22 protein-coding genes and 1 pseudogene are annotated in these 23,043 nt (G+C 64.4%); 10 read left to right on the forward strand and 13 right to left on the reverse strand.

Annotated features, from left to right (window positions below):
* Positions 1-107 precede the first annotated feature (107 nt).
* Genes SE91_RS01675 through SE91_RS37375 form a run of 4 tightly spaced genes read right to left on the reverse strand, consistent with a single transcriptional unit; the run spans position 108 to position 3,168 of the window.
* Positions 108-911 carry a heme ABC transporter ATP-binding protein gene (locus SE91_RS01675; RefSeq protein ID WP_061846342.1) on the reverse strand — a complete coding sequence of 268 codons (804 nt, stop codon included), beginning with the start codon at positions 909-911 and terminating at the stop codon, positions 108-110.
* Positions 908-2,005, reverse strand: a complete 1,098-nt coding sequence (locus SE91_RS01680; RefSeq protein ID WP_061846343.1) for a FecCD family ABC transporter permease — start codon at positions 2,003-2,005, stop codon at positions 908-910. The genes SE91_RS01675 and SE91_RS01680 overlap by 4 nt, the downstream gene beginning before the upstream one ends.
* Positions 2,002-2,955 (reverse strand): heme/hemin ABC transporter substrate-binding protein, encoded by a 954-nt coding sequence (locus SE91_RS01685; protein ID WP_061846344.1) that lies wholly within the window; start codon positions 2,953-2,955, stop codon positions 2,002-2,004. The genes SE91_RS01680 and SE91_RS01685 overlap by 4 nt, the downstream gene beginning before the upstream one ends.
* 6 nt (positions 2,956-2,961) lie before the next feature.
* A complete protein-coding gene (locus SE91_RS37375) occupies positions 2,962-3,168 on the reverse strand; it encodes a hemin uptake protein HemP (RefSeq protein ID WP_008546142.1) in 207 nt (68 codons plus the stop codon).
* A gap of 259 nt (positions 3,169-3,427) precedes the next feature.
* Between SE91_RS37375 and SE91_RS01695 the strand changes: the two genes are divergently transcribed.
* The 6 genes from SE91_RS01695 (at position 3,428) to SE91_RS01720 (ending at position 8,852) form a co-directional block, all read left to right on the forward strand.
* Positions 3,428-5,791: a TonB-dependent hemoglobin/transferrin/lactoferrin family receptor gene (locus SE91_RS01695; RefSeq protein WP_061846345.1), complete on the forward strand. Its 2,364-nt coding sequence runs from the start codon at positions 3,428-3,430 to the stop codon at positions 5,789-5,791.
* Positions 5,792-5,890: 99 nt separating this feature from the next.
* Entirely contained in the window at positions 5,891-6,226 is a 336-nt protein-coding gene (gene hmuQ, locus SE91_RS01700; protein ID WP_061850867.1) for a heme-degrading protein HmuQ, read from the forward strand.
* A gap of 24 nt (positions 6,227-6,250) precedes the next feature.
* On the forward strand, positions 6,251-6,766 hold the full coding sequence (hutX, locus tag SE91_RS01705) for a heme utilization cystosolic carrier protein HutX (protein WP_061846346.1): 516 nt from the start codon (positions 6,251-6,253) through the stop codon (positions 6,764-6,766).
* Positions 6,767-6,795: 29 nt separating this feature from the next.
* Positions 6,796-7,572, forward strand: a complete 777-nt coding sequence (gene exbB / locus SE91_RS01710) for a tonB-system energizer ExbB (protein WP_061846347.1) — start codon at positions 6,796-6,798, stop codon at positions 7,570-7,572.
* A gap of 3 nt (positions 7,573-7,575) precedes the next feature.
* Positions 7,576-8,022, forward strand: a complete 447-nt coding sequence (gene exbD, locus SE91_RS01715; protein ID WP_061846348.1) for a TonB system transport protein ExbD — start codon at positions 7,576-7,578, stop codon at positions 8,020-8,022.
* Positions 8,022-8,852 carry a TonB family protein gene (locus tag SE91_RS01720; RefSeq protein ID WP_061846349.1) on the forward strand — a complete coding sequence of 277 codons (831 nt, stop codon included), beginning with the start codon at positions 8,022-8,024 and terminating at the stop codon, positions 8,850-8,852. Before exbD ends, SE91_RS01720 begins: the two co-directional genes overlap by 1 nt.
* A 237-nt stretch (positions 8,853-9,089) precedes the next feature.
* Here the strand turns inward: SE91_RS01720 and SE91_RS01725 are convergent, their stop codons facing one another.
* The 6 genes from SE91_RS01725 to SE91_RS01750 all read right to left on the reverse strand — a co-directional run bounded on the left by SE91_RS01725 (position 9,090) and on the right by SE91_RS01750 (position 15,342).
* A complete protein-coding gene (locus SE91_RS01725; RefSeq protein ID WP_061846350.1) occupies positions 9,090-10,445 on the reverse strand; it encodes an esterase-like activity of phytase family protein in 1,356 nt (451 codons plus the stop codon).
* A 120-nt stretch (positions 10,446-10,565) separates the two neighbouring features.
* Positions 10,566-10,757 carry a hypothetical protein gene (locus SE91_RS01730; RefSeq protein ID WP_008546119.1) on the reverse strand — a complete coding sequence of 64 codons (192 nt, stop codon included), beginning with the start codon at positions 10,755-10,757 and terminating at the stop codon, positions 10,566-10,568.
* A gap of 126 nt (positions 10,758-10,883) precedes the next feature.
* Positions 10,884-11,780, reverse strand: coding sequence for a carbohydrate ABC transporter permease (locus SE91_RS01735; protein WP_061846351.1), 897 nt, complete (start codon positions 11,778-11,780; stop codon positions 10,884-10,886).
* Positions 11,773-12,729 carry a carbohydrate ABC transporter permease gene (locus SE91_RS01740; RefSeq protein WP_061846352.1) on the reverse strand — a complete coding sequence of 319 codons (957 nt, stop codon included), beginning with the start codon at positions 12,727-12,729 and terminating at the stop codon, positions 11,773-11,775. The genes SE91_RS01735 and SE91_RS01740 overlap by 8 nt, the downstream gene beginning before the upstream one ends.
* 139 nt (positions 12,730-12,868) lie before the next feature.
* Positions 12,869-14,212 carry an ABC transporter substrate-binding protein gene (locus SE91_RS01745; RefSeq protein ID WP_061846353.1) on the reverse strand — a complete coding sequence of 448 codons (1,344 nt, stop codon included), beginning with the start codon at positions 14,210-14,212 and terminating at the stop codon, positions 12,869-12,871.
* Positions 14,213-14,298: 86 nt separating this feature from the next.
* Positions 14,299-15,342, reverse strand: coding sequence for a C-terminal binding protein (locus SE91_RS01750; protein WP_060737086.1), 1,044 nt, complete (start codon positions 15,340-15,342; stop codon positions 14,299-14,301).
* A 261-nt stretch (positions 15,343-15,603) separates the two neighbouring features.
* Here SE91_RS01750 and SE91_RS01755 point away from each other — a divergent pair, with 261 nt between their 5' ends.
* The gene (locus SE91_RS01755; protein ID WP_060737085.1) at positions 15,604-17,289 is read left to right on the forward strand and encodes a methyl-accepting chemotaxis protein; all 1,686 of its coding nucleotides are present in this window, start codon (positions 15,604-15,606) and stop codon (positions 17,287-17,289) included.
* A gap of 191 nt (positions 17,290-17,480) precedes the next feature.
* Here SE91_RS01755 and SE91_RS01760 read toward each other — a convergent pair whose 3' ends face one another.
* Together SE91_RS01760 and SE91_RS01765 are read right to left on the reverse strand one after the other, a co-directional pair.
* The gene (locus SE91_RS01760; RefSeq protein WP_061846354.1) at positions 17,481-18,458 is read right to left on the reverse strand and encodes a Bug family tripartite tricarboxylate transporter substrate binding protein; all 978 of its coding nucleotides are present in this window, start codon (positions 18,456-18,458) and stop codon (positions 17,481-17,483) included.
* A 232-nt stretch (positions 18,459-18,690) separates the two neighbouring features.
* Complete coding sequence (locus SE91_RS01765; RefSeq protein WP_060737083.1) at positions 18,691-19,626, reverse strand: DMT family transporter; 936 nt, start codon at positions 19,624-19,626, stop codon at positions 18,691-18,693.
* A 105-nt stretch (positions 19,627-19,731) separates the two neighbouring features.
* Between SE91_RS01765 and SE91_RS01770 the strand changes: the two genes are divergently transcribed.
* Complete coding sequence (locus SE91_RS01770) at positions 19,732-20,121, forward strand: DUF1330 domain-containing protein (protein WP_197489557.1); 390 nt, start codon at positions 19,732-19,734, stop codon at positions 20,119-20,121.
* A gap of 56 nt (positions 20,122-20,177) precedes the next feature.
* Here the strand turns inward: SE91_RS01770 and SE91_RS01775 are convergent, their stop codons facing one another.
* Entirely contained in the window at positions 20,178-21,110 is a 933-nt protein-coding gene (locus SE91_RS01775; RefSeq protein ID WP_061846356.1) for a DMT family transporter, read from the reverse strand.
* Positions 21,111-21,531: 421 nt separating this feature from the next.
* On the opposite strand from SE91_RS01775, the gene SE91_RS01780 reads away from it, so the two are divergent.
* Together SE91_RS01780 and SE91_RS01785 are read left to right on the forward strand one after the other, a co-directional pair.
* Positions 21,532-22,824, forward strand: a complete 1,293-nt coding sequence (locus tag SE91_RS01780) for an adenylosuccinate synthase (RefSeq protein ID WP_008546076.1) — start codon at positions 21,532-21,534, stop codon at positions 22,822-22,824.
* Between the two features lie 37 nt (positions 22,825-22,861).
* Positions 22,862-23,043: pseudogene (locus SE91_RS01785) on the forward strand (hypothetical protein); the annotation flags it as partial.

Genomic DNA, 23,043 nt, shown 5'->3' on the forward strand with positions numbered 1-23,043 from the left:
AGGGTTCTCTCCTCTGGGGGATTGTCCCATTGTGGAGATACCCTCTCCCCGACCCTCCTCCGCAAGCAGGGGAGGGAGCGCACTCGTCCTTGCAGAAGCAGGATCGGCTAAATTCCAGTCCTAATTGCCCGCATCGATTGCGGCAGCACATAGGGCACCCCGTCATCGCCGCTGTGGACCACGGCATCGATCTCGAAGATGTCGCGGATGATCTCGCGCGTCACGACCTCGATGCGCGGGCCGTCGGCGGCGAGCCGGCCGCCGTTCAGCACGACCAGCCGGTCAGCGAAACGGATCGCGAGATTGAGATCGTGCAGGATCGCGACCACGGCCGTGCCGCGGCCAGCGCGGCGGCGCGCCGCTTCGACGAGCTCGATCTGGTGGCGCAGGTCGAGGCTCGAGGTCGGCTCGTCCAGCAGCAGAAGTCCCGGACCATGCTCGGCCTCGCCGCAGGCGAGCTGCACCAGCACGCGGGCGAAATGGACGCGCTGCTGCTCGCCGCCGGACAGGGTCGGCAATTGCCGGCCTCTGAAATGGCTGAGGCCGACCTCGTCCAGCGCGGCATCCACGAGGACGCCCGCCTCGCGCAAGCTGCGATCGCCCGCGCCCATCAGCACGATCTCCTCGACCGTGAAGGGGAAGGTGACGTTGATGTGCTGGGACAGCATGGCGCGGTGCGCGGCGAGCTCGCGCGGCCTATAGCTGCCGATGGCGCGCTGCTTCAGCCGGACCGCGCCCGCGTTTGGACGGAGATCGCCGGAGAGCAGCCGCAGCAGCGTCGACTTGCCGGCCCCGTTCGGACCGATGATGGCGACCATCTCGCCGGCTTCAACCGTCAGGCCGACACCGTCGAGCAGCGTCGCTTGGCCGGCGCGTTTGCTCAAGGAGAGCGCCTCGATCACGATGCTCATAGCGAAGAAAGCCCGCGCTGCCGCAGCAGGATGACGAGGAAGACCGGCGCGCCGACGACCGCGGTCAGGATGCCGATCGGCATCTCCGCCGGCGCCACGATGGTGCGCGCCAGCGTGTCGGCGCCCACCATCAGGATCGCACCTGACAGCACCGAGGCCGGCAGCAGCAGACGATGCGCCGGGCCGATGACGAGACGGAGCAGATGCGGCACGACGATGCCGACGAAGCCGATGACGCCGCTGATCGACACCGCGACGCCGGTCATGGCCGAGACCATGACGATCGAGATCCGCTTCAGCCGCTCGACGTCGACGCCGCCGTGAAACGCGTCGGCCTCGCCGAGCACCAAAAGATCGAGCCCGCGCGCGATGAAGGCGCAGGCGACGAGCCCAATGATCAGGATCGGCGCAAGCACGGCGGCCTTGGTCCAGGTCGCGCCGCTCATCGAGCCCAGCAGCCAGAACGTGATGTCGCGGAGCTGGCGGTCGTCGGCGATGAACACCAGAAGCCCGATGCCGGCATTGGCGATGGCGGTGATGGCGACACCGGCCAGCAGGAAGACCGCGATCGAGGTTCGCCCGGAGCGGCTGGAGATGCCGTAGAGGACCGCGGTGGTGACGAGCGAGCCTGCAAAGGCCGCGAGCGGCAACAGCTCGGTCTGGAGGAAGCGCAGCGCTTCGCCGAAGCGTGAATCCGTGAACACGATCGCGCTCGCCGCCGCAAGCGCGCCGCCGCTGGAGACGCCGACCAGCGCGGGATCGGCGAGCGGATTGCGAAACAGTCCCTGCATGATCGCGCCGGCGGCCGCGAGCAGGCCGCCCACCATCGCGGTGGCCACGATCCGGGGAATGCGGATCGACCACAGCACGAGCTGGTCGCGGGCGGCCATGCCCTCGCCCGCCGTGTTGCCGGCAAGGCCAAGCGCAGCGGGCAGCCGCGAGAGAGGAATGCCGGCCGCGCCAACCGTCAACGCAACGATGGCGGTGAGCGCGAGCAGCACGAGCAGCAGGGGAAGCGCGAAGGAGGCCGAACGCCGTCCTGCAGCGGCGCGTCGCCGCGGGCTTTGCGCGTCCGTCCCGAGCGCCACGCTCATTGCCGGCAATTCGCCGCCGACAGGGCCGACGTGAAGGTGCTGCCCTGGTCGGCCAGTGCCGGGTGGAGCTTGACCGAGAGATCACGCGCCGCCGCCGCCGTGCGCGGCCCGAAACCGAGCAGATAGAGCCCATCCATGGTGATGAAGCTCTTGTTGGCCGCGACCGGCGTCAGCGCAAAACCGGGATGGGCATAGACCGCGTCGGCCTGGAGGGAATCCTTGCCGCGCTCGATCGACAGCACGACATCCGGCTTGGCGGCCACGATCGCTTCGTCGCCGATGATCTTGTAGCCGTCGTATTCGTCGATGGCATTGGCGGCGCCGGCGAGCTGGATGATCTCGTCGGCCGCGGTCTTGTGGCCGGCGACCATGGCGCGCCCGTTCTGCAGCGACATCACGAACATCACGCGCACCGGCTTCGCCACCTTGGCACGCAGCGCGCGAAGCTGCGCCAGGTCGGCGTTGACCGCAGCGCTCAGGCATGCGGCGCGCGCGTCGACACCCATGGCATGGCCGACCAGCTTGATCTTCTCGACCAGGCCGTCTTCCGAGAACGTCTCGGGCACCAGCACCAGCGGCACCTTCGCCGTCTCGAGGATGTCCATGGTCTCGGGCGGGCCGGATCCCTGGATCGCCAGGATCAGCGAGGGGTTGAGGCCGAGCACGCCTTCGGCCGAAATCTTGCGCATGTAGCCGACATTGGGTTTATCGTGCAGCGCCGCCGGCGGATAGAGGCTCGTCGTGTCGACGCCGACCAGGCGGCTCTCCAATCCGAGCGCATAGAGGATTTCGGTGATCGCGCCGCCGATCGAGACCGTGCGCGCGACGTCGGTGACGGCGACGTCGCGATTGCGCGCATCATGCACGATGATACCGGCAGCATGCGCGCCTGATACGAGCGCGAATGTGCCGGAGATCAGGAGACTTGCGATGCTGCGACGAAATGTCATTGCGGTTTACTTGGTCAGGATCAGCTTGTTCTGCGAGGTCAGGCGCAGGCGATAGCTGTCCTCGCCATGCGCGATGATGATCTCACGCTCGGCCGCAAACAGCTCGCGGCTGTCGATCCGGCTCCCTCGTATGGTGAGGGTTCTCGTTGTCGCAGAAGGGCTTCCCGCCGGCCCTGCCGCGACGCTGCCGCTGTCTCCGGACGTTGCTGACATTGTGCTGTGATGCGCTTTCGAAATTTCAGATGCGTCCTGCTTTGTATAAGCGGCGCACGGCGCATTCCAACGGCGGCAGTTTACAATCGATATAAACTGCAACGTCGTGTCATTGACCGTCAGAGTGTTGCCACGTAACCAATTGTGGCAGCGGGGTGACGTCCCCGCGTTAAGAAAACAAGCCAGCCAGTCGTTCGCGTTGCGAACGCACGCCAGCCAAAGACGCCAACATCAAAGTGAAGTGCAGGCTGGGGCTGATATGGCTGACGGGGCTAGGTATTCGCGCGCCCTGATTTTGGGCGCGTCGGTGGTGACAATCGCGGCAATGACGGCGGAGCGCGGTGTTGCGCAGACCGCATCGCCGCAAGCCGAAAGTGCATCGTCGGAAAGGGCGTCGTCGCAAAGAGCGAAGCAGGCCAAGCGCAAGCCGGCGACCGCGCAAGTCGCGCAGCAGGAGGCCAGCGCCGGCGTGCGCGATGCGCACGCGCAGGTGGTTGTCGGCGTCCAGGCACTCGATACCATCACGGCTGCCGCCACGAAGATCAAGGAGCGCGCGATCGACTCGCTCGCGCCCGTCAGCTCCATTTCGCTCGACCAGATCCAGGGGCTTCAGCCGAACCGGCTGTCCGGCATCTTCTATGCCGTGCCCGGCGTCTCGTTCCAGGAGCGCGGCGACGATCCCGCGACGGTCATCAACATCCGCGGCTTGCAGGATTTCGGTCGCGTCGCGGTCGTCGTCGACGGTGCGCGGCAGAACTACCAGCGCACCGGCCACAACGCCAACGGCTCCTTCTTCCTCGATCCTGAGCTGATCGGTGGTGTCGATGTGGTGCGCGGCCCCACCGCCAACATCTACGGCTCCGGCGCGATCGGCGGCGTGGTCTCGTTCCGCACCAAGGACATCAATGACGTGCTGCGTCCCGGCGAGCGCTGGGGCGTCGATCTCTCGGGCTCCTACGGGTCCAACAACAATCGCGGCCTCGGCTCCGTATTCGGCGGCGTGCGCGCCACGCCCGACGTCGACATCTTCGGCGGCGCGGTCTATCGCACGCAGGGCAACTACAAGGACGGCAACGGCACCGAGATCGGTAACACGGGCAACCAGGTCGAGGCCGGGTTGATGAAGGTCACCGTGCGTCCTGCTCTCGGTCACGAGGTCAAGTTCGGCGCCGTGTTCCAGGACTATCAGTACGACATCGGCCAGTTCAACCGAGGCCCGGTGGCAACTGCGGCGCAGCGCGCGCTCTATCAGGGCTCGTCGGTCTATGCGTCCGACGTCAAGAACTACACCGGCACCGTCACCTGGAAATATTCGCTGCCGAGCGACAATCTGTTCGACTGGCAGATGTCGGTCTACGGCAACCGCGTCGATAGCGACCAGACCAAGACCTATCACTATTCGACCGCAGGCGGGGCCCTTTGTGGAGCGGGCAATTTCGGCAACAACATCTCCGGTTGCGTCGGCGATAGGCGCGGCTATGTTCTCAATACCTACGGCATCGACGTCAACAACACCACGCGCTTCAATGTCGGCGACTGGCGCAATGCCGTCACCTGGGGCGTCGACGCGTTCCAGGACGACGTGATTACCACCGACAGCCGCGGCAATTCCAACATCACGACGCCGAGCGGCATCCGTACCGTGTCGGGCGGTTTCGTTCAGCTCAAGCAGAATTACAGCACCTGGTTCGAGGCGGTGAGCGCGATCCGCTATGACCGCTACGACCTCGATTCCGGCAGGACCAGCGCTGGCGGCGATCGCTTCTCGCCGAAGATCACCCTCGGCGTCACGCCGGTCCCTGGCTTTCAGCCGTATGTTAGCTATGCCGAAGGCTATCGTGCGCCGTCGATCACCGAGACCGTGATTTCGGGTGCGCACGCGACTGGTGGTGGACCGGCCTTCTTCCCCTGTCCCAATGGCACGGTGGGCCTGTTCTGCTTCCTGCCCAATCCGAATCTTCGTCCTGAGGTCGGCAAGAACAAGGAAGTCGGCTTCAACCTGAAATATGACAGCATCTTCAGCGCCAACGATTCGTTCCGCGGCAAGATCAACCTGTTCCGCAACGACGTCAGCGACTATATCGACCTGGTCGCCTCGGCGCCCGTCCCGGTGCCGCCGTTCGGCTCGTTCAGCCAATTCTATCAGTATCAGAACATCGCCAATGCCCGCATTCAGGGCTTCGAGGCGGAGACGATGTACGACGCTGGCGATTGGTTCATCGGCGTCGCCGGTCACTACATCCAGGGCAAGAACGTCCAAACCAATATCGGACTGGCGACCATCACGCCGACCAAGGTCGTTACGACCGGTGGTGTTCGCTTGCTCGATCGCACGCTGATCCTGTCGGCACAGTGGGCCTCGTTCGGTCCCAACAACGACGTGCCTGCCAACTATGTCCGGTCGACCGGCTACGACCTGGTCAATCTCTATATGACCTATAACGCGACCAGGGACATCGTGTTCTCGGCGTCGATCGACAATCTCTTGAACCAGTATTACCGGCCTTACGCGATTCCCGGCAGTTCGACCGACGGCACCTCGCAGAACGACGTGCTGTGGACGAGCCCGGGCCCGGGCAGGGTCTACAAGGCCGGCATGAAGATCCACTTTGGAGGTGCGTAAGCCGGCAGGCATCGCAACACCAGCAATCCCCGCCGGGCCGCGCTGATGCTCCAGCGCGGCTTCGGCGCGTTTTCATCCAGATCAGAAGGAGAGACTTTCATGTTCATCGCAATGAGCCGTTTTCAGGTGAAGCTTGGCTCGGAAGCTGCGTTCGAGACCGTCTGGCGTACCCGGGAATCCTATCTCGGCAGCATGGCCGGCTTCGTCGAATTCCATCTGCTCAAGGGACCGGTGCTCGAGGACCACACGCTGTATTCCTCGCACACGGTGTGGGTCGATAAGGCCGCCTTCGAAGCCTGGACGCGCTCGGAGGAATTCCGCCGCGCGCACGCGCGCGCCGACAACAAGACGGGCGAAAGCCTCTATCTCGGCCATCCCAAATTCGAGGGGTTCGAGGTCATCATGACCGAGCGCAAGACGAACGCGGCCGCTTAGATCGCGCCAGCTAGGGAGCCGGACATGCTGAGCACCGATCTCGCCGATCTCAAGGCGTATATGGCCGACAATCCCGGCGCGGTGATCGAGGACGTTGCGCGCGAGCGCAAGGTCACCGCGCGTGCGGTGATCGAGGCGCTGCCGTCGTCCATGGTGCGCGTGGGAGGTGGCGAGCATTTCGCCGCCGCCATGCAGGACATCGCCGAATGGGGCGAGGTCACGTTGATCGTGCATACGGACGATGCGATCTTTGAGTTCACAGGTAGCATTCCCGCGGGCGAGATCGGCCGCGGCTATTTCAACCTGATGCAGCCGAAGGGCCTGCACGGCCATCTCCGCCACGAGCGCTGCGCGGCCGTTGCGTTCGTCGAGCGTCCCTTCATGGGCAAGACGTCGGCCTTCGTCGCGTTCGTCAATGCCGACGGCGGCATCATGTTCAAGGTGTTCGTCGGCCGCGACGAGGCGCGGGCGCTGCGCGCGGATCAGCTGGCGCGGTTCCGGCAGCTTGCGGACCGGATCGCGATGCAGCCCACCGCATAGCTTCTTTCTCTGTCTGTCGGGAGATCAAGATGCAGAGCAATTCCAGGCTTCGGCATGTGATCCTAACCATTGCGCTGGCGTTCGCGCCGGCACCTGCCTTCGCGATCGACGAGGCATTGTTGCCGCGCAATCTGTCGCCCTGGGGCATGTTCCAGGGCGCCGACATCGTCGTGAAGACGGTGATGGTGGGACTTGCCATCGCCTCGTTGGTGACGTGGACGGTGTGGCTGGCCAAGTCCATCGAGCTGCGCCGCAAGGGCGCACTTGCCCTGCAGCGCACGCGCGCGCTCGAAGGCAACATCAGGCTGGCCGAAGCCGCCGAACGGGCCGGCGATGCGCGTGACGCGGTGGCGCAGCTCATCCAGTCCTGTGCAAGGGAGGCCGAGCTCTCCGGCGGCATCCTCGACGACGGCCTGCAGGAACGGGTGGCGCTGCGGCTGGAGCGGGTCGAGGCGGCGATGTCGAGGCAGATCGCGCGCGGCACCGGCGCGCTCGCGACCATCGGCGCCACGGCACCGTTCGTCGGCTTGTTCGGCACGGTGTGGGGCATCATGAACGCCTTCATCGGCATCTCCGAGAGCCACACCACCAGCCTCGCTGTGGTCGCGCCCGGCATCGCGGAGGCGTTGCTTGCGACCGCGCTCGGCCTCGTCGCCGCGATCCCGGCGGTCGTAATCTACAATCACCTCGTCCGCGGCATTGCCAATTACCGCGCGCTGCTCGGCGATGCCTCGGCTCAGCTCATGCTGCTGGTCAGCCGCCAGCGCGACCACAGGACGTTCAGCCTCGCGCGGGCGGCGGAGTAGGTCATGGCCGCGAAGCTCGGCGCACGCTCCGGATCGCCGCTGAGGCGCGGCGGCCCTGACGAACTCGACGTCACCCATGAGATCAACGTCACGCCGTTCATCGACGTGATGCTGGTGCTGCTGATCATCTTCATGGTGGCCGCTCCGCTCGCCACGGTCGACATCGGCGTCGATCTGCCGGCGACCGCCGCCGAGCCTGCCCCGCGGCCGGACAAACCGGTCTTCGTGACGGTAAAGCCGGATCTCACCGTCGCCGTCGGCGAGGATACAATCACCCGCGACAGTCTCGCCAACGCGCTCACCGCCGCCACCAAGGGACGCAAGGACGAGCGCATCTATCTGCGCGCCGACAAGGCCGTCTCCTATGGCGACTTGATGGAGGTGATGAACAGCCTGCGCAATGCCGGCTATCTCAAGGTCGCCCTGGTCGGCCTCGACGGACGCAGCTGATGGCTGCCGCTAACGCGTTTGCGCTGCACGAGCCGCTCGGTGAGCGCGATACCGCGCGCTGGGGCGTATCGGCTGCAGTGATCGTTGCATTGCATGTCGCCGCGGCGTTACTGGCGATGAACTGGCTCAGATCGCAACCGGAGCAGGGCGTCAGCCTGCCGGCGATCATGGTCGACATGACGCCCGTGACGTCGGCACCGCAGTCCACGCCGGTTGATACGGCGCCGGGCCCCGTGATGCAGGAGGCCGACGCCTCTCCGCCGGAGCCCATGCAACGGCAGACGGTCGAGGAGACCATTGCGCCCACGCCGCCGCAGGAAAAGCCGGACGTGGTTGCGCCGCCGGAGCAGAAATTGGAGCCGGCGCCCGCCAAACCCGAGCCCGCGAAGATCGTGCCGCAGGAAAAACCTGCGCCTGAAAAGCCGAAGGTGGTTCGTCGCGAGGCCAGAAAGCCGTCGGAGGCGCCGCCTGCGCCGCGCACCAGCGCACCGCCACGCGCCGAGCGCGAGGCGCCCGCGGCGTCAGCCATGAGCACGGGCGCTCTCGCGTCTCTGGTTGCGACCTATAACCAGCGCGTGCGAACGCACTTGATGCGCTTCCATTCCTATCCGTCGGGCGGTAATGACCAGCGGGGACTGGTCCGGGTGAGTTTCACGATCGGACGCAGCGGCCAGATCATGTCCAGCCGTATCAGTTCGTCCGGCGTTGCCGCGTTCGACGCCAAGGCGTTGTCGATGATCCGGCAGGCCGCGCCGTTCCCGCCTATTCCGCCGGAAATCAAGAACAGCTCGATGGACTTCACGATTCCCGTGGACTTTACGGTGCGCTGATGGCTTTCACGTCCTATCCCATCCTTAGGAATGAGAAGCTGTCTCTGCGAGTCCATCGTGAGCGCGGGAATGGAGTGCCATCCACGTCATTGCGAGCGTAGCGAAGCAATCCAGGCTGCTGCCTCGGAAAGATTCTGGATTGCTTCGCTACGCTCGCAATGACCGATGACGAGGAGCCACTGTCGTTCCAACCCTCCTCCCGCAAGAACGGGAGGAGGGAGAAGAGAGCGCTTCCGCTCACTTCGCCTTCAGGAAGTCCGCGACTTCCAGCAGCATGAACTCGTCGTCGTCGGCCTTGTTGGGATCGCGGCTGGACGAGAACGGCAGGTTGTTGTCGTTGCCGACGATGATGTGGGTGTCGTCGACGCGATCGACGTTCTCGATGGTGAAGAACGGGAAGGTGTAGACGCCGTCGTTGAGCGGCTTCCTCGCCTTCTTGTCGGAATCCCTGATCTTCATGAGATCGATATAGCCGATCTTGCGCACGGGCTTGCCGACATTGGCGTCGGTGAGATCGATCTTGTAGATGCGCTTGAACTTGGCGAGATCAGGGAAGCAATTGTCGCCGCGGGTGCCTTGCGGGCAGGCCTTGTCGGCGGTGCCTTCGCCGTTGTCGCGCTCGATGATGAGGCCGGAGGCCTGATCGATCATGTTGAAGTCGCCGATGGCGTTGCCGTTCTGCTCGAACACATAGTGCCAGTAGCGGCCGGTGAACTTCTCGGCGGCGACGTCGAATTCGAGGATACGGGCGGCTTCCTTGCCGTCGACCTTCTCCCAGTCCTTCTTGTCGGCATCCCAGAGCGGCCCTTCGAGCAGGCCGTAGAGGAATTTTCCGTCCTTGGACGCGGCAAAGCCCTCATAGCCCTTGGAGCGGCGGAGGTTGACGTTGGTGTAGGTCGCACCCGGCGCGGCCGGCGTTCCCACCGCCCAATTGTCCGGCGAGCGCACCGGCTTGCCGTCGGCAACCGTATCGAACACGCCGAGGATCTTGCCGGTCTTGTCGGCCTTCAGGATGTAGGGACCGAACTCGTCGCCGATCCAGATGGTGTCGCCGACAATCTGGAAGCCCTCGGTGTCGAAATCCGAGCCGGTCAGGTAACGCTTCTGCGTGTCCTCATGCACGATGCGGAAGGGGACGCGTTTGTCGGGATCGTGCAGGAAGATGGTCTCCAGCCGCTCTATCTTGCCGCCGGCCCAATCCATCTTGTAGCGGTTCAGATACAGCATCGAATCCGGCGAGTTGGCGCGGGCGCCCATGCCGTTGTCGGTGATCACCCAGAAGGTGCCGTCGGGCATGGTCTTGATGCCGGAATGGCCCTGCAGCGGCTGGCCCTTGAACGGCAGCGACACGCCGGTCGCCCGTTCGTAGGACTTGCCCATCACCGTGCCGGGCGCATCGACGCGCTTGCCGGTCGTGTATTTGCCGGATGTCTTCAGGTCGGCGGGCGCATCGGCCGGAGCATCGATGAATGATTCGGCCGGCATCACCACGCGGCCGGCGAGCTTGGCCGGGAATTCACCTTCGCTCTGTGCGAGCGCGGAGCTCGCGGTGAGAATGATCGTTGCGACGGTGCTGAGAAAAGTCGCGCGCATGTGCGTCTCCTGTTGGCGGACGACGCCTTATGCGGTTCGCGTGTTGCAGTTTTGTGAAGCCGGGCCAAAGGCCGCAGAACAAACCCCGACGCGATGCCGGGGCTTGTTCGCCTGCCAGCCTCATCCGCCGTAACACGGTTTTCCGGACATCTTCATCGCCCGGCTGCAGCGGGGCAAATTCTTCGTCTGCTGCTGCTGCGGCGGCTGCTTGGCGCTCTTGGTTGCAGTGGTGCTTCCAGTCTGCGCCTGCACACTTGATGCGGCAGGCATGAGAAGCAGGGGAGCGACAACGATCAATGCCAACGTTTTCATGTCAAATGCTCCAGAAACAAAAAAATAACGCTTCGGAGCCTATGCAGGCGGTCGTTGAGTGTAAAGTCCCAACGCGAGCCAGGCGCGTTTCGCGCCGCATCATCGCTGGTGCATGTCTGGTCTCGACTACTCCTTTACCGCGCCCGTCAGCGAGGACACGTAATAGTCCACGAACAGCGAGTAGAAGATCGCAACCGGCAGCGATCCGAGCAGCGAGCCCGCCATCAGCGCACCCCATTGATAGACGTCGCCGGTGACGAGCTCGGTCAGGATGGCGACTGGCACGGTCTTGTTGGCGCCGCTCTGGATGAAGGCGAGCGCGTAGATGAACTCGTTCCAGGACAGCGTGAAGGAGAAGATGCCGGCCGAGATCAGGCCGGGCACTGCGAGCGGCAGCGTGATCCGCCGCAGGATCTGGAGCCGCGTCGCCCCATCGACCAACGCGCATTCCTCAAGCTCGTAGGGGATCGACTTGAAATAGCCGATCAGGAGCCAGGTGCAGAACGGCACCAGGAAGGTCGGGTAGACCAGGATCAACGCGATCGGGCTGTCGAACAGGCCGAACTGCACCACGACGGTAGCGAGCGGAATGAACAGGATCGACGGCGGCACGAGATAAGCGAGATAGATGCCGAGGCCGACATAAGGGCTGCCGCGGAAGCGCAGGCGTTCGATCGCATAGGCCGCCAGCGTCGAGGCGATCAGCGACAGCGTGGTCGAACCGATCGCGACCAGCATCGTGGTCTTCAGCCAGTGCGGATAGGCGGTGTTGAACAGGAGGTGCTTGATATGGGCGAGCGTCGGTGAGGAGATCCAGAACGGGTTGTGGTCCTTGTAGTTCATCAGCTCCGCGTTCGGCTTGAACGACGTGATCGCCATCCAGTAGAACGGGAACAGCAGGATCAGCACGAAGCAGCCGAGCGGCAGGTAGATCATCATCAGCCGCCGCAGCCCGGAATCCCAGGCCATGGTGTCGGGCGCGGCTTTGGCGTCCGCGGTTGGTTGCGCGACGGTGTCAGTCATTGGCTTCTCCCTGCTGCCATTTGCGGCGCGCCAGGCCGAAATAGGAAAACAGCGTCGCGAACACCAGGAACGGGATCATCGACACGGCGATCGCCGCACCCTCGCCGAGCTCGCCGCCGGCGATGCCGCGCTGGAAGGCCAGTGTCGCCAGCAGATGGGTCGAGTTCACGGGACCGCCGCGGGTGATGGCATAGACGAGCTGGAAGTCGGTGAAGGTGAAGATGATCGAGAAGGTCATGACGATGGCGAGGATCGGCATCATCATCGGAAAGGTGATGTAGCGGAAGCGCTGCCAGGCGCTGGCCCCGTCCAGCATCGCGGCCTCGTAGAGCGAGGGCGAGATGGTCTGGAGCCCTGCCAGCAGCGAGATCGCGACGAAGGGGATGCCGCGCCAGATGTTGGCGGCGATCAGCGAGAAGCGTGCCGGCCAGGGCGAGCCGAGGAAATCGATATTGCTCGACTTCCAATGCAGCACGTCGACTAGCAGGTAGGAGATGATCGAGAATTGCGGATCGTAGATCCACCAGAACGCCAGCGCCGAGAGCACCGTCGGCACGATCCAGGGCAGCAGCACGATGGCGCGGAGCAGGCTCTTGAACGGGAAATGGTTGTTGAGCAGCAGCGCAAGCCAGAAGCCAAGCGCGAATTTTCCGAGGGTCGCGATACCCGTGTAGAACACGCTGTAGAACACCGCGTTCCACCACAAGGGATCGGTGAGCAAATATTGGAAATTCTCCAGCCCGATGAAGATGCCGCGACGGCCGATCGTGGTGTCGGTGAAGGCGAGCCAGACCCCGAGGCCGAGCGGATAGGTCAGGAAGACCGCGAGCAGCCCGAGCGCCGGCGCCAGGCACATCACGATCAGAAACGGCTTGTAGTCGAACAGCCGCACCAGCCAGTTCGGCTGCCGGTGCGCGAGGGCCGAGGAGGAGAGGGTGGTCACGGACATCAGAATCGGCGTCCTGTTCTAGGCTTCATTAGATTCGTCATTGCGAGCGAAGCGAAGCAATCCAGTCTGGTTCTGCGGTGGCAGTCTGGATTGCTTCGTCGCAAGAGCTCCTCGCAATGACGGCGGCCTTGTTGGTTTTCTACCGGCCCTGCCGCCGGAAGTACCGCTTGCAGCGCTGCTCGGCTTCCGCGGCCGCGGCTTCCGGCGTGGCTGCGCCGGTCGCAACGGACGCGAACATCTGAACCGTGACATAGTCCGCCCGCACCGCACCGGTGGCCGTCGATATCGGACCTTTATAGCCGGCGTAGTAGCCGTTGTTCATGGTGTTCTTGAAGATTGCGACCTTCGGATCACCTGACCACACTGCTGCATCGGCATAGGCTGCGAGCGGCTGCGACCAGTAGCCGCTATTGGCGTTGAGCCAGGGCTCGTATTGATCTTTTTCCAGCATGAATTGCAGAAATGCCTTCGCTGCGTTCGGGTACGGGCTGTGCTTGAACACCATTGCGTTGAGCGTCAGGCCAGACATCGGCGGAGCCGGCGCAAAGAACTTCGGCAACAACTGATGCTCCGAATCTTCGGCGATGGCGGCGGTCGCGGGATCGTTCTTCAACGAGAAGTACAGGGACACCCCGTTCGCCGTCAGCGCGATTTCCTGGGAGGAATAGGCGCGATTGTTGCTGACGTCGTTCCAAGACGGCGTGCCGGCGATGAAGGTCGGGTAAAGCTGCTTCACGAAGTTCAGTGCCGCGATCGTCTCCTTGCTGTTGATTGTGACATTGCCCTCCTCGTCCAGCAACGCCGCGTTGTGCGCCCACATCATCCAGTCCGCAAAGCCGTTTCCGTCGCCGACCGCGTTGCCCAGTGCGAAGCCGGCTGGCTTGCCCGCCTGCTGAAGCTTCTTGCAGAGATCGAGAAAGCCGGCTGGATCTTCCGGAGCCTTGTCGAACCCGACTGACTTAAGAATGGACTTGCGATAGATCAGCGGGCCAGCTGTGGCGCCGAAGGGCAGCCCGATCCACGTATCGCTCTTGGCCTTCTTCCCATAGGTCTTCGCAAGAGTCTGCCAGCCGCCGTACTTCTTGCCGAGATAGTCGGCGACGTCGGTGAGCTCGATCAGCTTGTCGATGTAGATATGCGGCGCGTCGGAGAAGCCGATGATGATATCGGGGCCGGCGCCGGAATTCGAGGTCACCGCGGTCTGCTGGTTGATGTCTTCCCAGCCGACGAAGTCGACCTTGACCTCGACCCCAGTGTCCTTGGTGAACTTTGCCGCATTGGCTCGGAACACGTCCTCGTCGGCCTGGACGAAGCGCACCGGGCGCAGCATGCGCAAGGACGCGCCCTTCTCGATCTCGCGCTTGGGTGCCGGGACGTCGGCAGCCTTGATATTGGATGTTTGCGCTGCAGCACCGGTGGCCGCGAGCGTTGCAGCGGACAGGCCCAGCGCCAAGGCATCACGACGTGTGATGTCGTTCCTCATCAGTTCCTCCCTATGATGTCTCCCTTCCCGGCGTTGATCACCGGTGAAGGGCCGTTCCTATCGTCCGGCGCGCCGCGCCGGGCCGCCTAGCTGTTCGGTCCGCGGTCCATGCTGACGGGCTGCCAGCGGCGGAGCGCGGTGTTCTGCAGCACCGACGGATTGACGCAGCTTACCGGCCACATGCCCTGAAGCACCAGTGACAATTCGTAGCCCACGCGGCGCTTGCGCGCCTCGTCGAACCGTGCCGAGGCCGAGGCGACATGTGCGGTGAGCGTCACGTTCTCCATGCCGAGCAGCGGATTGTTGTGCGAGGGCGGTTCCTTCTCCAGCACGTCGAGGGCGGCATGCGCGATCCAGCCCTCCTGCAGCGCCTTGATCAGGCTCTCCTCGTCCACCGTAGCACCGCGGCCGGTGTTGATGAAGATCGAGCCCTTCTTCATCTGCCGGAAGTGCTTCTCGGTCAGCATGTGATGCACCTCGGGCCTCGCGGGGGCATGCATCGAGACGAAGTCGGATTGCGACAACACCTCGTTCAGCGTCGCCGGGACCACGCCGTGGTCGTACATCAGCGTTTCCTGGATGAAGGGATCGTAGGCCATCATGCGCAGGCCGAAAGGCGCGGCGCGTTTGGCAACCGCACGCGCGACGCGTCCGAACGAGACGAAGCCGAGCGTCTGGCCCATCAGCCTCGGGATCTTGAGCAGCGCCGGCCGGCCCTCGGCCCAACGTCCGTCGCGCACCATGCGGTCCTGCTCGACCAGGCGGCGGAAGCCCGCGAGCAGCAGCATCATGGCGTGGTCGGCGACCTCCTCGATGAAGGTGTCGGGAATGTTGGTGACAGGAATGCCGCGGGCGGTGGCGGCCTTGACGTCGACGCTGTCGACGCCGACCGAGCCGAGCGTGATGACCTTGCAGCTCTCCAGCGCGTCGATGATGGTCTTGGTGATCGGAATGCCCTTGGCATAGATGGCGTCGGCATTTTTCGCGGCGGCGATGAACCCGGCCTCGTCGGCCGGCGCCTCGACGATCTCGGCATCGATCGGATCGAGCGCTTCCTGCTCGAAGGAATAATCGCTGCCCGCGACCGTGAAGCTCGCGCCCTTCGGCGTCACCACCCTGTATTTCGGCATTTTCGGCTCCCGATTTGGTTTGTCGGTTGTTGTTGCGACCCGCGCTTTGAGGGGCGAGCCTTGCCTCTTTTACGCGAAATCGAGGGCAGGGCGTACAATTCCCGGTTGCTGATGCGGAGATAAATTCGCGATTCGAGGGGCCGTTTCCGGGCTTCTACGGAGGCTCGTAAGTAACTTGCTAAGGCATCGCCCCCTAAAAGTTGATTCGATTCCTATCGATCTGATCGCGCGCCCGTATCCCATTATTGCCGGAGCCCTCCCGTGAAGTTGAGCAATCTGAAGATCGTCCCGAAGCTCGGCATTCTTGTCGGCGTCACCTTGTTCGGCCTGTGCATCTCCGGTGTCCTCGCCGGCTACCTGATGAAGCAGGAGATGGTGAACGCGCGCATCGACCAAGCCAAGGCGATTGTCGAGATGGGCCGCAATTACGCGCTCACACTGAAGAAGCGAGTCGACGCAGGTGAGATGACGAAGGACGCCGCAATGGCCGAGCTTCGTCGCTACGGCAACGCGATGACCTACGACAAGGGCTCCGGCTATCTGTTCGGCACCTCCTATGACGGCATCACGCAGCTCGCGCCCGATCCCAAGCAGGTCGGTATCAACCGAATGGACGTCGAAACCAACGGCCGCAAGCTGAACCGCGAACTAATGGCGGGGGTGAAAGCCAACGGCGACACGATGCTTTACTACGAGTACGTGAAGCCGGGCGAGAACACGTTGATCCGCAAGATCGGCTACGCGATGGCCGTTCCCGGTCTCGACATGTTCATCGGCACCGGCGCCTATCTCGACGACATCGACGCGAAGATGGGACCGGTCTATTGGATGCTCGGCCTGGCCATGCTCGGCATCATGATCGTTGCAGGCAGCGTCGCCTGGCTGCTTGGGCGCAGCATCAGCCGTCCGCTGGCGCTGCTCGGCGCACGGATGAAGGATCTCGCCGACGGCAAGCTCGAAGGCGACATCCCGGGTGTCGGTCGCGGCGACGAAGTCGGTGCGATGGCTGCCACCGTCCAGACCTTCAAGGACAACGCCGTTCGCATCCGCGACCTCGAGAAGACCGAGGCCGATGCCAAGGACCGTGCCGCGGCGGAACGTCGCAGTGCGATGGAGGGCATCGCCAGCGACTTCGAGCGCAGCGTCAACGGCATCGTCCGCTCGGTGTCCTCGGCCGCCGCCGGCATGCAGAGCACGGCGCAGTCGATGACCGCGACTGCGAGCGACGCCTCCTCGCGCGCCGCGACGGTCGGTGCGGCCTCGCAAAAGGCCTCCGGCAATGTCGGGACGGTTGCGGCTGCCGCCGAAGAGCTGTCGAGCTCGGTTGCGGAGATCTCCCGCCAAGTCACCCGCTCGACCGAAGTGGCGAGCCGCGCCGTCAGCGACGCCGAGCGCACCAACGCCACCGTGCAGGTGCTCTCCACCGGCGCCGAGAAGATCGGGGAGGTCGTCAAGCTGATCCATTCGATCGCCGCGCAGACCAATCTGCTCGCGCTCAATGCCACCATCGAGGCGGCCCGCGCCGGTGAATCCGGCCGCGGTTTCGCCGTCGTAGCTTCCGAGGTCAAGGCGCTCGCCAACCAGACCGCGAAGGCAACCGAGGAGATCTCCGCGCAGGTCGCGGCGATGCAGACCTCGACCAGCGACGCGGTCACGGCCATCTCCGGCATCACCCAGACCATCGCCGAGATGAGCGAGATCACCGCCGGCATTTCCGCATCGATCGAGCAGCAGGGCGAGGCCACCCGCGAGATCGCCCGCAACATCCAGTCGGTCGCGGCCGGTTCGAGCGAGATCAACGCCCATATCGGCAGCGTCACCTCGGCGGCGGAGGCGACCGGAAGTGCGGCCACCGACGTGCTCACCAACGCTCGCGAGCTGGACAACCAGTCCGGCGCGCTGCGCAGCGCCGTCGACAGCTTCCTCGCTAAGGTGCGCGCGGCGTAAGGCCTTGCGCTGAATTCGTCGGGTGGGCAAAGACGCGCAAGCGCGTTGTGCCCACCTTTTTCCATCCTCTCGCCGTCATGCCCCGCGCAGGCGGGGCATCCAGTACGCCGTAGCTTCTCGGTTCTAGCCGCGCCGTCTCGAAGTACTGGATCGCCCGCCTGCGCGGGCGATGACAGTAGCAGTGGCGGACCCTACTGCTTCTCGATCTTCGCGTTCGTGATCAGCTTCTCCCACAGCACGAGCTGCTCGTTCACGAAGGTGCCGAGCTGCTCCGGCGTGCCCGAGAAGGCGTCCATGCCGAGGGTGGCGAGCTTGGCCTTGATCTCGGGAGTCTCGACGATCTTCCTGATCTCGGCGTTGAGCCGCGTCACGATCTCCTTCGGCATGCCGGCCGGGCCGAAATAGCCCTGCCACGACGAGATGTCGAAATCGGGCACGCCCGCTTCTTGCATCGAGGGCAGATGCGGCACCAGCGGCGAGCGCTCCTTGGTGGTGACCGCGAGCGCACGCAGCGCGTTGCCCTGGACGTGGGGCAGGCCGGTGAGGATGTCCACGAACATCATCGAGACGCGGCCGCCCATGACGTCGTTGAGCGCCGGCGGCGAGCTTTTGTAGGGCACGTGCAGGAGGTCGAGTCCGGCATTGTGCGCAAAGGTCGCGCCCGACACGATCGCCGAGGACGAGCCGGAGGCGTAGCTCAGCTTGCCTGGATTGGCCTTGCCATAGGCGACGAGCTCGCCGACGGTCTTGGCCGGCACTTCCGGATTGATGACCAGCATGAAGGGCAGATCGCCGGTGCGCGCGATCGGGGTGAAATCCTTGACCGGATCGTAAGTGAGGCTCTTGAGCAGATAGGGATTGGCCGAATGCGTGGTGTTGGTGGTCACCAGCAGCGTGTAGCCGTCGGGCGCGGCCTTGGCGACATAGGTTGCGGCCAGCATGCCGTTGGCGCCGGCCTTGTTCTCGATCACGATGCCGACGCCGAGTGCCTGCGACAGATGCTGCGAGATCAGCCGCGTGGTGGTGTCGGTGCCGCTGCCGGCCGCAAATGGCAGCACCAGCGTGATGTTGCGGCTGGGATAATTGTCGGCCTGCGCCGTGGATGCGGCGGTAAGGCACAAGGCGACTGCGCCGATGGTGCGCAGGTGTCGAATCAATGCTGAAATCATCTTTGGACGTTCCCTCTTTTTGGTTGGCCGGAACGTAGCTTCTCTTCGTCAAAATCGGAAGACGGGAGTTTGTCTCGTGCCCCGGGCGCAGTGCAGCGCGCCGCTTTTCGCGGCGTGATGCACTGCTGAACCGGAGCCCATGCTTGCGGCAGACTGGGTCCCGGCTCTGCGTCGCACCGCTTCGCGCTGCGCCGCGTCCGGGACACGATAGTGCATCGTCCGCGGCGCGGAATTACTTCACCGCAGAGCCCTGGCGCGAGGCGATCACGACGCCGGCGAGCACCAGCGCGTAGCCGATCAGGTGGAACGCCTGCAGCTTTTCGCCGAGCAGGACGATCGCCATCGCCGAGCCGAACACCGGCACCAGATGAAAGAACGGCGCGGCGCGGTTCGGCCCGATCAGCGCCACGCCGCGGTTGAAGAAGAGATAGGCCAGCGTCGAGGGAAATATCAGGATGTAGCCCAGCGTCGCCAGCGTGATCCCATCGAAATGCAGCACGTAGCCGCTGGCCGCCTCCCAGATCGCAGCGGGCAGCAGCATCGTGGCGCCGCAGCAGGTGGTGAAGGACAGAAAGGAGAGCTGGTGGATCTTCGGCCGCCGCGGGATGAAGGCCGAGTAGAGCCCGAACGCCACCAGCGAGGAGGCGAACATGAGGTCACCCCGGTTGAAGCTGATGCCGGCGAGCGCGGCAAGATCGCCGCGCAGGATGATGATCAGCACGCCGACCAGCGAGATCGCGATGCCGGCGAGCTGCGCGCCGGTCAGCCGCACGCCGAACAGCACCAGCGACCACAGCGCCACGAACAGGGGGCCTGCCGACTGGATCAGGAGCGCGTTCAACGCCTCCGTATATTGCATCGCCCAGTACGAGATCGCGTTGTTGAAGGCGAAGCCCACCAGCGACAGGAACAGCATCAGGCGCAGGCTGCCCCGCAAGGCGGGCCAGTCGCGCTTCAGGTGCGGCCAGGCGAACGGCAACAGGATCAGGAACACGCCGAACCAGCGGATCGTGGTGATGGTCAACGGCGGCACATGTGCGCCGACATGGCGCGCGAGCACGATGTTGCCGGCCCAGAACAGCGAGGTCAGGCTGAGCAGCAAATATGGTTGGTTGTTGAGCCAACTGGCCGGATTCGAGGCCGGTGGCGCGGGCGAAGCGATCGTCATTGGCGTCTGATGCGAGCTTGCGCCGGATTGCGGTCATGGCACAAGTCACGGCGCCGCAATGCTACAATGCAGCCAAGCCCTGAGGAGGTGCCATTGGCGGTCAATATGTTGAACATCGAGGGCCTCGAGCGGCTCGATCCGAACGCACCGGTGGTGATGCTGAACCTGATGCGCTTCCACGCGCGTTCGCGCGACGGCGATGGATCGGGCTGGGATGCGTATCTGCGCTACAGCGCCATTACCGTGCCCATGATCAAGGCGCGCGGCGGCACGCTGCTCTGGACCGGTGATGCGAAGGCCATCGCACTCGGTCCTCACGCTGGCAACGACTGGGACTTCGTCGCGCTGGTCTATTACCCGACTGTCTCGGCCTTTCTCGATATGATGACGTCGGAAGCCTACGAGCGTGAAGCCGATCCGCATCGCGTCAACGGCTGCGCCGAGCATGTGATCATCGCGACCAGCGAGGCCTACAGCAAGTTCAAGAACAGCTGAGGCGTGGTCATCTCGCGGCGCGCGCTGGACAGGCAGCGAGCGCTTCGATGAAGCCGCTAGCTCGCCTGCTTTCGCGAAGCCACGAACACGCCCGACAGCACCAAGGCAAAGCCGATGAAATGGAAGATCTGCGGGTGCTCGCCGAGGAATACGATCGCCATGATCGAACCGAACACCGGCACGACGTGGAAGAACGGGGCGGCGCGGTTGGCGCCGATCAGGCGGACACCGCGATTGAAGCAGAGATAGGCGAGCGTCGAGGGGAATACCGCGACGTAGAACAGCGTCAGCAGGTTCGGTCCGTCGAGCTTCATCACGGGTCGCGCGAGCAGCTCCCAGATCTCGAGCGGAATGAGACAGGCGGCGCCGCAGCCGAAGGTGAAGGCGAGGAACGACAGCCCGTGCATCGGCGGCCGCTTCAACGTCAGCACCGAATAGAGCCCGAAGATCACGAGCGCGACGATGAAAATGAGGTCGCCCTTGTTGAACTCGATGCTGGAGAGCGTGGTGAAATCGCCATGCAGCAGGATCGTCAGTACGCCGCACATCGACAGCAGCACGCCGAAGGCCTGCGCCGCGGTGAGTCGGACGCCGAGGATGGCCAGCGACCACAATGCCACGATCAACGGCGCGGCCGACTGCAGCAGCAGCGTGTTCAGCGCCTGGGTGTGCTCCAGCGCCCAATATTGCAGCGTGTTGAAGGCGCCGATGCCGGTGATCGAGAGCGTCACCATCAGGCCGAGCCGCCCACGGATCGCGGGCCAGTCCTGCCCAAGATGCTTCCAGGCGAACGGCAGCACCAGGAGAAAGGCGAAGAACCAGCGCAGGAAAGAGAGGGTGACCGGCGGGATGTGGCCGGCGGCGAGACGGCCGACGATGGCGTTGCCGGCCCAGCATAGCGCGGTGATGCTGAGCAGCAGGTAGGGCTGGTTGGCGATCCAGCCGTGACCGGAGGTGTCGGCGGCGGTGGTCTGGCCGGTGGCGGACATTGTGATCGTTATGGCCCCGCGGATGCGCCGAGGCCTCCGGCCCGGCGAGGTCCGGGCCGGTTGATCACCCGGCTCTGCTCAAAGACACGGAAATCGAGATGGCATCAACGGGGGGCGGACGCATCGCGACCATGCAGCGGCGGACATGGCCTCTCAGGCTTTGGTCGAAGCCGTCGCGCCGATCCGGAAGATTTCTGGATTTTCAGGGGATATCAAAGGCTTGGGTCGGGCTTTGGTCCCCGAAAAAGCCCCGTTCTTGCTTGCCTAGAGGGGCTGCTTCCTTTATCCGGTTGGCTGCCTTGCGTGCGGGCGGCTCCGGCCGCCCCTTGGGCTGGGCGCAGGCATGATCCCGGAAGAGTGGGCACCGGTTTTCCGCGAGGATCATGCCTTCTAGAGACAGATTGATAGGGATTACCCGCGAATGGCCAACGTTGTCGTCGTCGGCGCCCAATGGGGCGACGAAGGGAAGGGCAAGATCGTCGACTGGTTGTCGGAGCAGGCTGACATCGTGGTCCGCTTCCAGGGCGGCCATAACGCCGGCCACACGCTGGTGATCAACGGCAAGACCTACAAGCTCGCGCTGCTGCCCTCCGGCGTGCTGCGCGAGGGCAAGCTGTCGGTGATCGGCAACGGCGTGGTGTTCGATCCCGCCGCCTTCCTCGACGAGGTCGCCAGGCTCCGGTCGCAGGGCGTCGATGTCAGCCCCGACAACCTGCGTGTCGCGGAAAACGTCACCTTGATCCTGCCGCTGCATCGCGAGCTCGATGCGCACCGCGAATCCGCCAGTGCGGCGACCGCGATCGGCACCACGCGGCGCGGCATTGGACCAGCCTATGAGGACAAGGTCGGCCGCCGCGCCATCCGCCTGATGGATCTGGCCGATCACCAGACGCTGCCGCACAAGATCGACCGCCTGCTGGCGCATCACAACGCGCTGCGCCGCGGCCTCAATCTGCCGGAATTCGATGGCGCGGTGATCCTGAAGGAGCTGATGGCCATGGCGCCGCAGCTGTTGCCCTATGCCGAGACGGTCTGGCGGCTGCTCGACATCAAGCGGCGCGAGGGCAAGCGGATGCTGTTCGAGGGCGCGCAAGGTGCGCTGCTCGACGTCGATCACGGCACCTATCCTTACGTTACCTCGTCCAACACGGTGGCGGCGCAGGCCGCGACCGGCGCCGGCCTCGGGCCGGGCGCGGTCGGCTACGTGCTCGGCCTGTGCAAGGCCTATACGACCCGCGTCGGCCAGGGCCCGTTTCCGACCGAGCAGGACAACGAGACCGGCCGCAAGATCGGCGAGCGCGGCCGCGAGTTCGGCACCAACACCGGGCGGCCCCGCCGTTGCGGCTGGTTCGACGCCGTGCTGGTCCGCCAGGCGGTCCGCACCTGCGGCATCAACGGCCTGGCGCTGACCAAGCTCGACATCCTCGACGGCTTCGACACCATCGAGGTCTGCACCGGCTACAAGCTCGACGGCAAGGAGATCGATCATTTCCCGGCCGGCGAGGGCGCGCAAAGCCGGGTCGAGCCGATCTACGAGACCATCGAGGGCTGGAAGGAGCCGACCGCCAGCGCGCGGTCCTGGGCCGACCTGCCGGCCCAGGCCATCAAATATGTCCGCCGGATCGAGGAATTGGTGGGGTGCCCGGTCGCACTGCTTTCCACCAGCCCCGAACGCGAGGATACTATCCTGGTGCAAAACCCGTTTGAGGCTTAACGATATCTTACCAGGACGCGCGTATAGTTGAGTTGAAATGGCTGATTACTATCCGCTGATCGCCCGCGCTATTGCCGCCCTGGACCCCAACGCTCCCGGCGAAAGCCGTCGCGCGCTCTATGAGCGGGCGCGCACGGCGCTGATCGCGCAGCTGCGCAGCGTGCAGCCGCCGCTCTCCGAATCCGAGATCACCCGCGAACGGCTGTCGCTGGAAGAGGC

This window comes from Bradyrhizobium sp. DOA1 (assembly GCF_001593325.1).
Classification (GTDB): Bacteria; Pseudomonadota; Alphaproteobacteria; order Rhizobiales; family Xanthobacteraceae; genus Bradyrhizobium.

Excerpts from the sequence above, each read along its gene's own strand:
- SE91_RS01725 (WP_061846350.1), bottom strand. The coding sequence starts at position 10,445 with ATGCGCGCGACTTTTCTCAGCACCGTCGCAACGATCATTCTCACCGCG.
- SE91_RS01760 (WP_061846354.1), bottom strand. The coding sequence starts at position 18,458 with ATGATTTCAGCATTGATTCGACACCTGCGCACCATCGGCGCAGTCGCC.
- SE91_RS01750 (WP_060737086.1), bottom strand. The coding sequence starts at position 15,342 with ATGCCGAAATACAGGGTGGTGACGCCGAAGGGCGCGAGCTTCACGGTC.
- hmuQ (WP_061850867.1), top strand. The coding sequence starts at position 5,891 with ATGTTCATCGCAATGAGCCGTTTTCAGGTGAAGCTTGGCTCGGAAGCT.
- SE91_RS01780 (WP_008546076.1), top strand. The coding sequence starts at position 21,532 with ATGGCCAACGTTGTCGTCGTCGGCGCCCAATGGGGCGACGAAGGGAAG.
- SE91_RS01765 (WP_060737083.1), bottom strand. The coding sequence starts at position 19,626 with ATGACGATCGCTTCGCCCGCGCCACCGGCCTCGAATCCGGCCAGTTGG.
- SE91_RS01675 (WP_061846342.1), bottom strand. The coding sequence starts at position 911 with ATGAGCATCGTGATCGAGGCGCTCTCCTTGAGCAAACGCGCCGGCCAA.
- SE91_RS01775 (WP_061846356.1), bottom strand. The coding sequence starts at position 21,110 with ATGTCCGCCACCGGCCAGACCACCGCCGCCGACACCTCCGGTCACGGC.
- SE91_RS01735 (WP_061846351.1), bottom strand. The coding sequence starts at position 11,780 with ATGACTGACACCGTCGCGCAACCAACCGCGGACGCCAAAGCCGCGCCC.
- SE91_RS01740 (WP_061846352.1), bottom strand. The coding sequence starts at position 12,729 with ATGTCCGTGACCACCCTCTCCTCCTCGGCCCTCGCGCACCGGCAGCCG.
- exbB (WP_061846347.1), top strand. The coding sequence starts at position 6,796 with ATGCAGAGCAATTCCAGGCTTCGGCATGTGATCCTAACCATTGCGCTG.
- SE91_RS01745 (WP_061846353.1), bottom strand. The coding sequence starts at position 14,212 with ATGAGGAACGACATCACACGTCGTGATGCCTTGGCGCTGGGCCTGTCC.
- SE91_RS01770 (WP_197489557.1), top strand. The coding sequence starts at position 19,732 with ATGTTGAACATCGAGGGCCTCGAGCGGCTCGATCCGAACGCACCGGTG.
- SE91_RS01695 (WP_061846345.1), top strand. The coding sequence starts at position 3,428 with ATGGCTGACGGGGCTAGGTATTCGCGCGCCCTGATTTTGGGCGCGTCG.
- SE91_RS01720 (WP_061846349.1), top strand. The coding sequence starts at position 8,022 with ATGGCTGCCGCTAACGCGTTTGCGCTGCACGAGCCGCTCGGTGAGCGC.
- SE91_RS37375 (WP_008546142.1), bottom strand. The coding sequence starts at position 3,168 with ATGTCAGCAACGTCCGGAGACAGCGGCAGCGTCGCGGCAGGGCCGGCG.
- exbD (WP_061846348.1), top strand. The coding sequence starts at position 7,576 with ATGGCCGCGAAGCTCGGCGCACGCTCCGGATCGCCGCTGAGGCGCGGC.
- hutX (WP_061846346.1), top strand. The coding sequence starts at position 6,251 with ATGCTGAGCACCGATCTCGCCGATCTCAAGGCGTATATGGCCGACAAT.
- SE91_RS01680 (WP_061846343.1), bottom strand. The coding sequence starts at position 2,005 with ATGAGCGTGGCGCTCGGGACGGACGCGCAAAGCCCGCGGCGACGCGCC.
- SE91_RS01730 (WP_008546119.1), bottom strand. The coding sequence starts at position 10,757 with ATGAAAACGTTGGCATTGATCGTTGTCGCTCCCCTGCTTCTCATGCCT.
- SE91_RS01685 (WP_061846344.1), bottom strand. The coding sequence starts at position 2,955 with ATGACATTTCGTCGCAGCATCGCAAGTCTCCTGATCTCCGGCACATTC.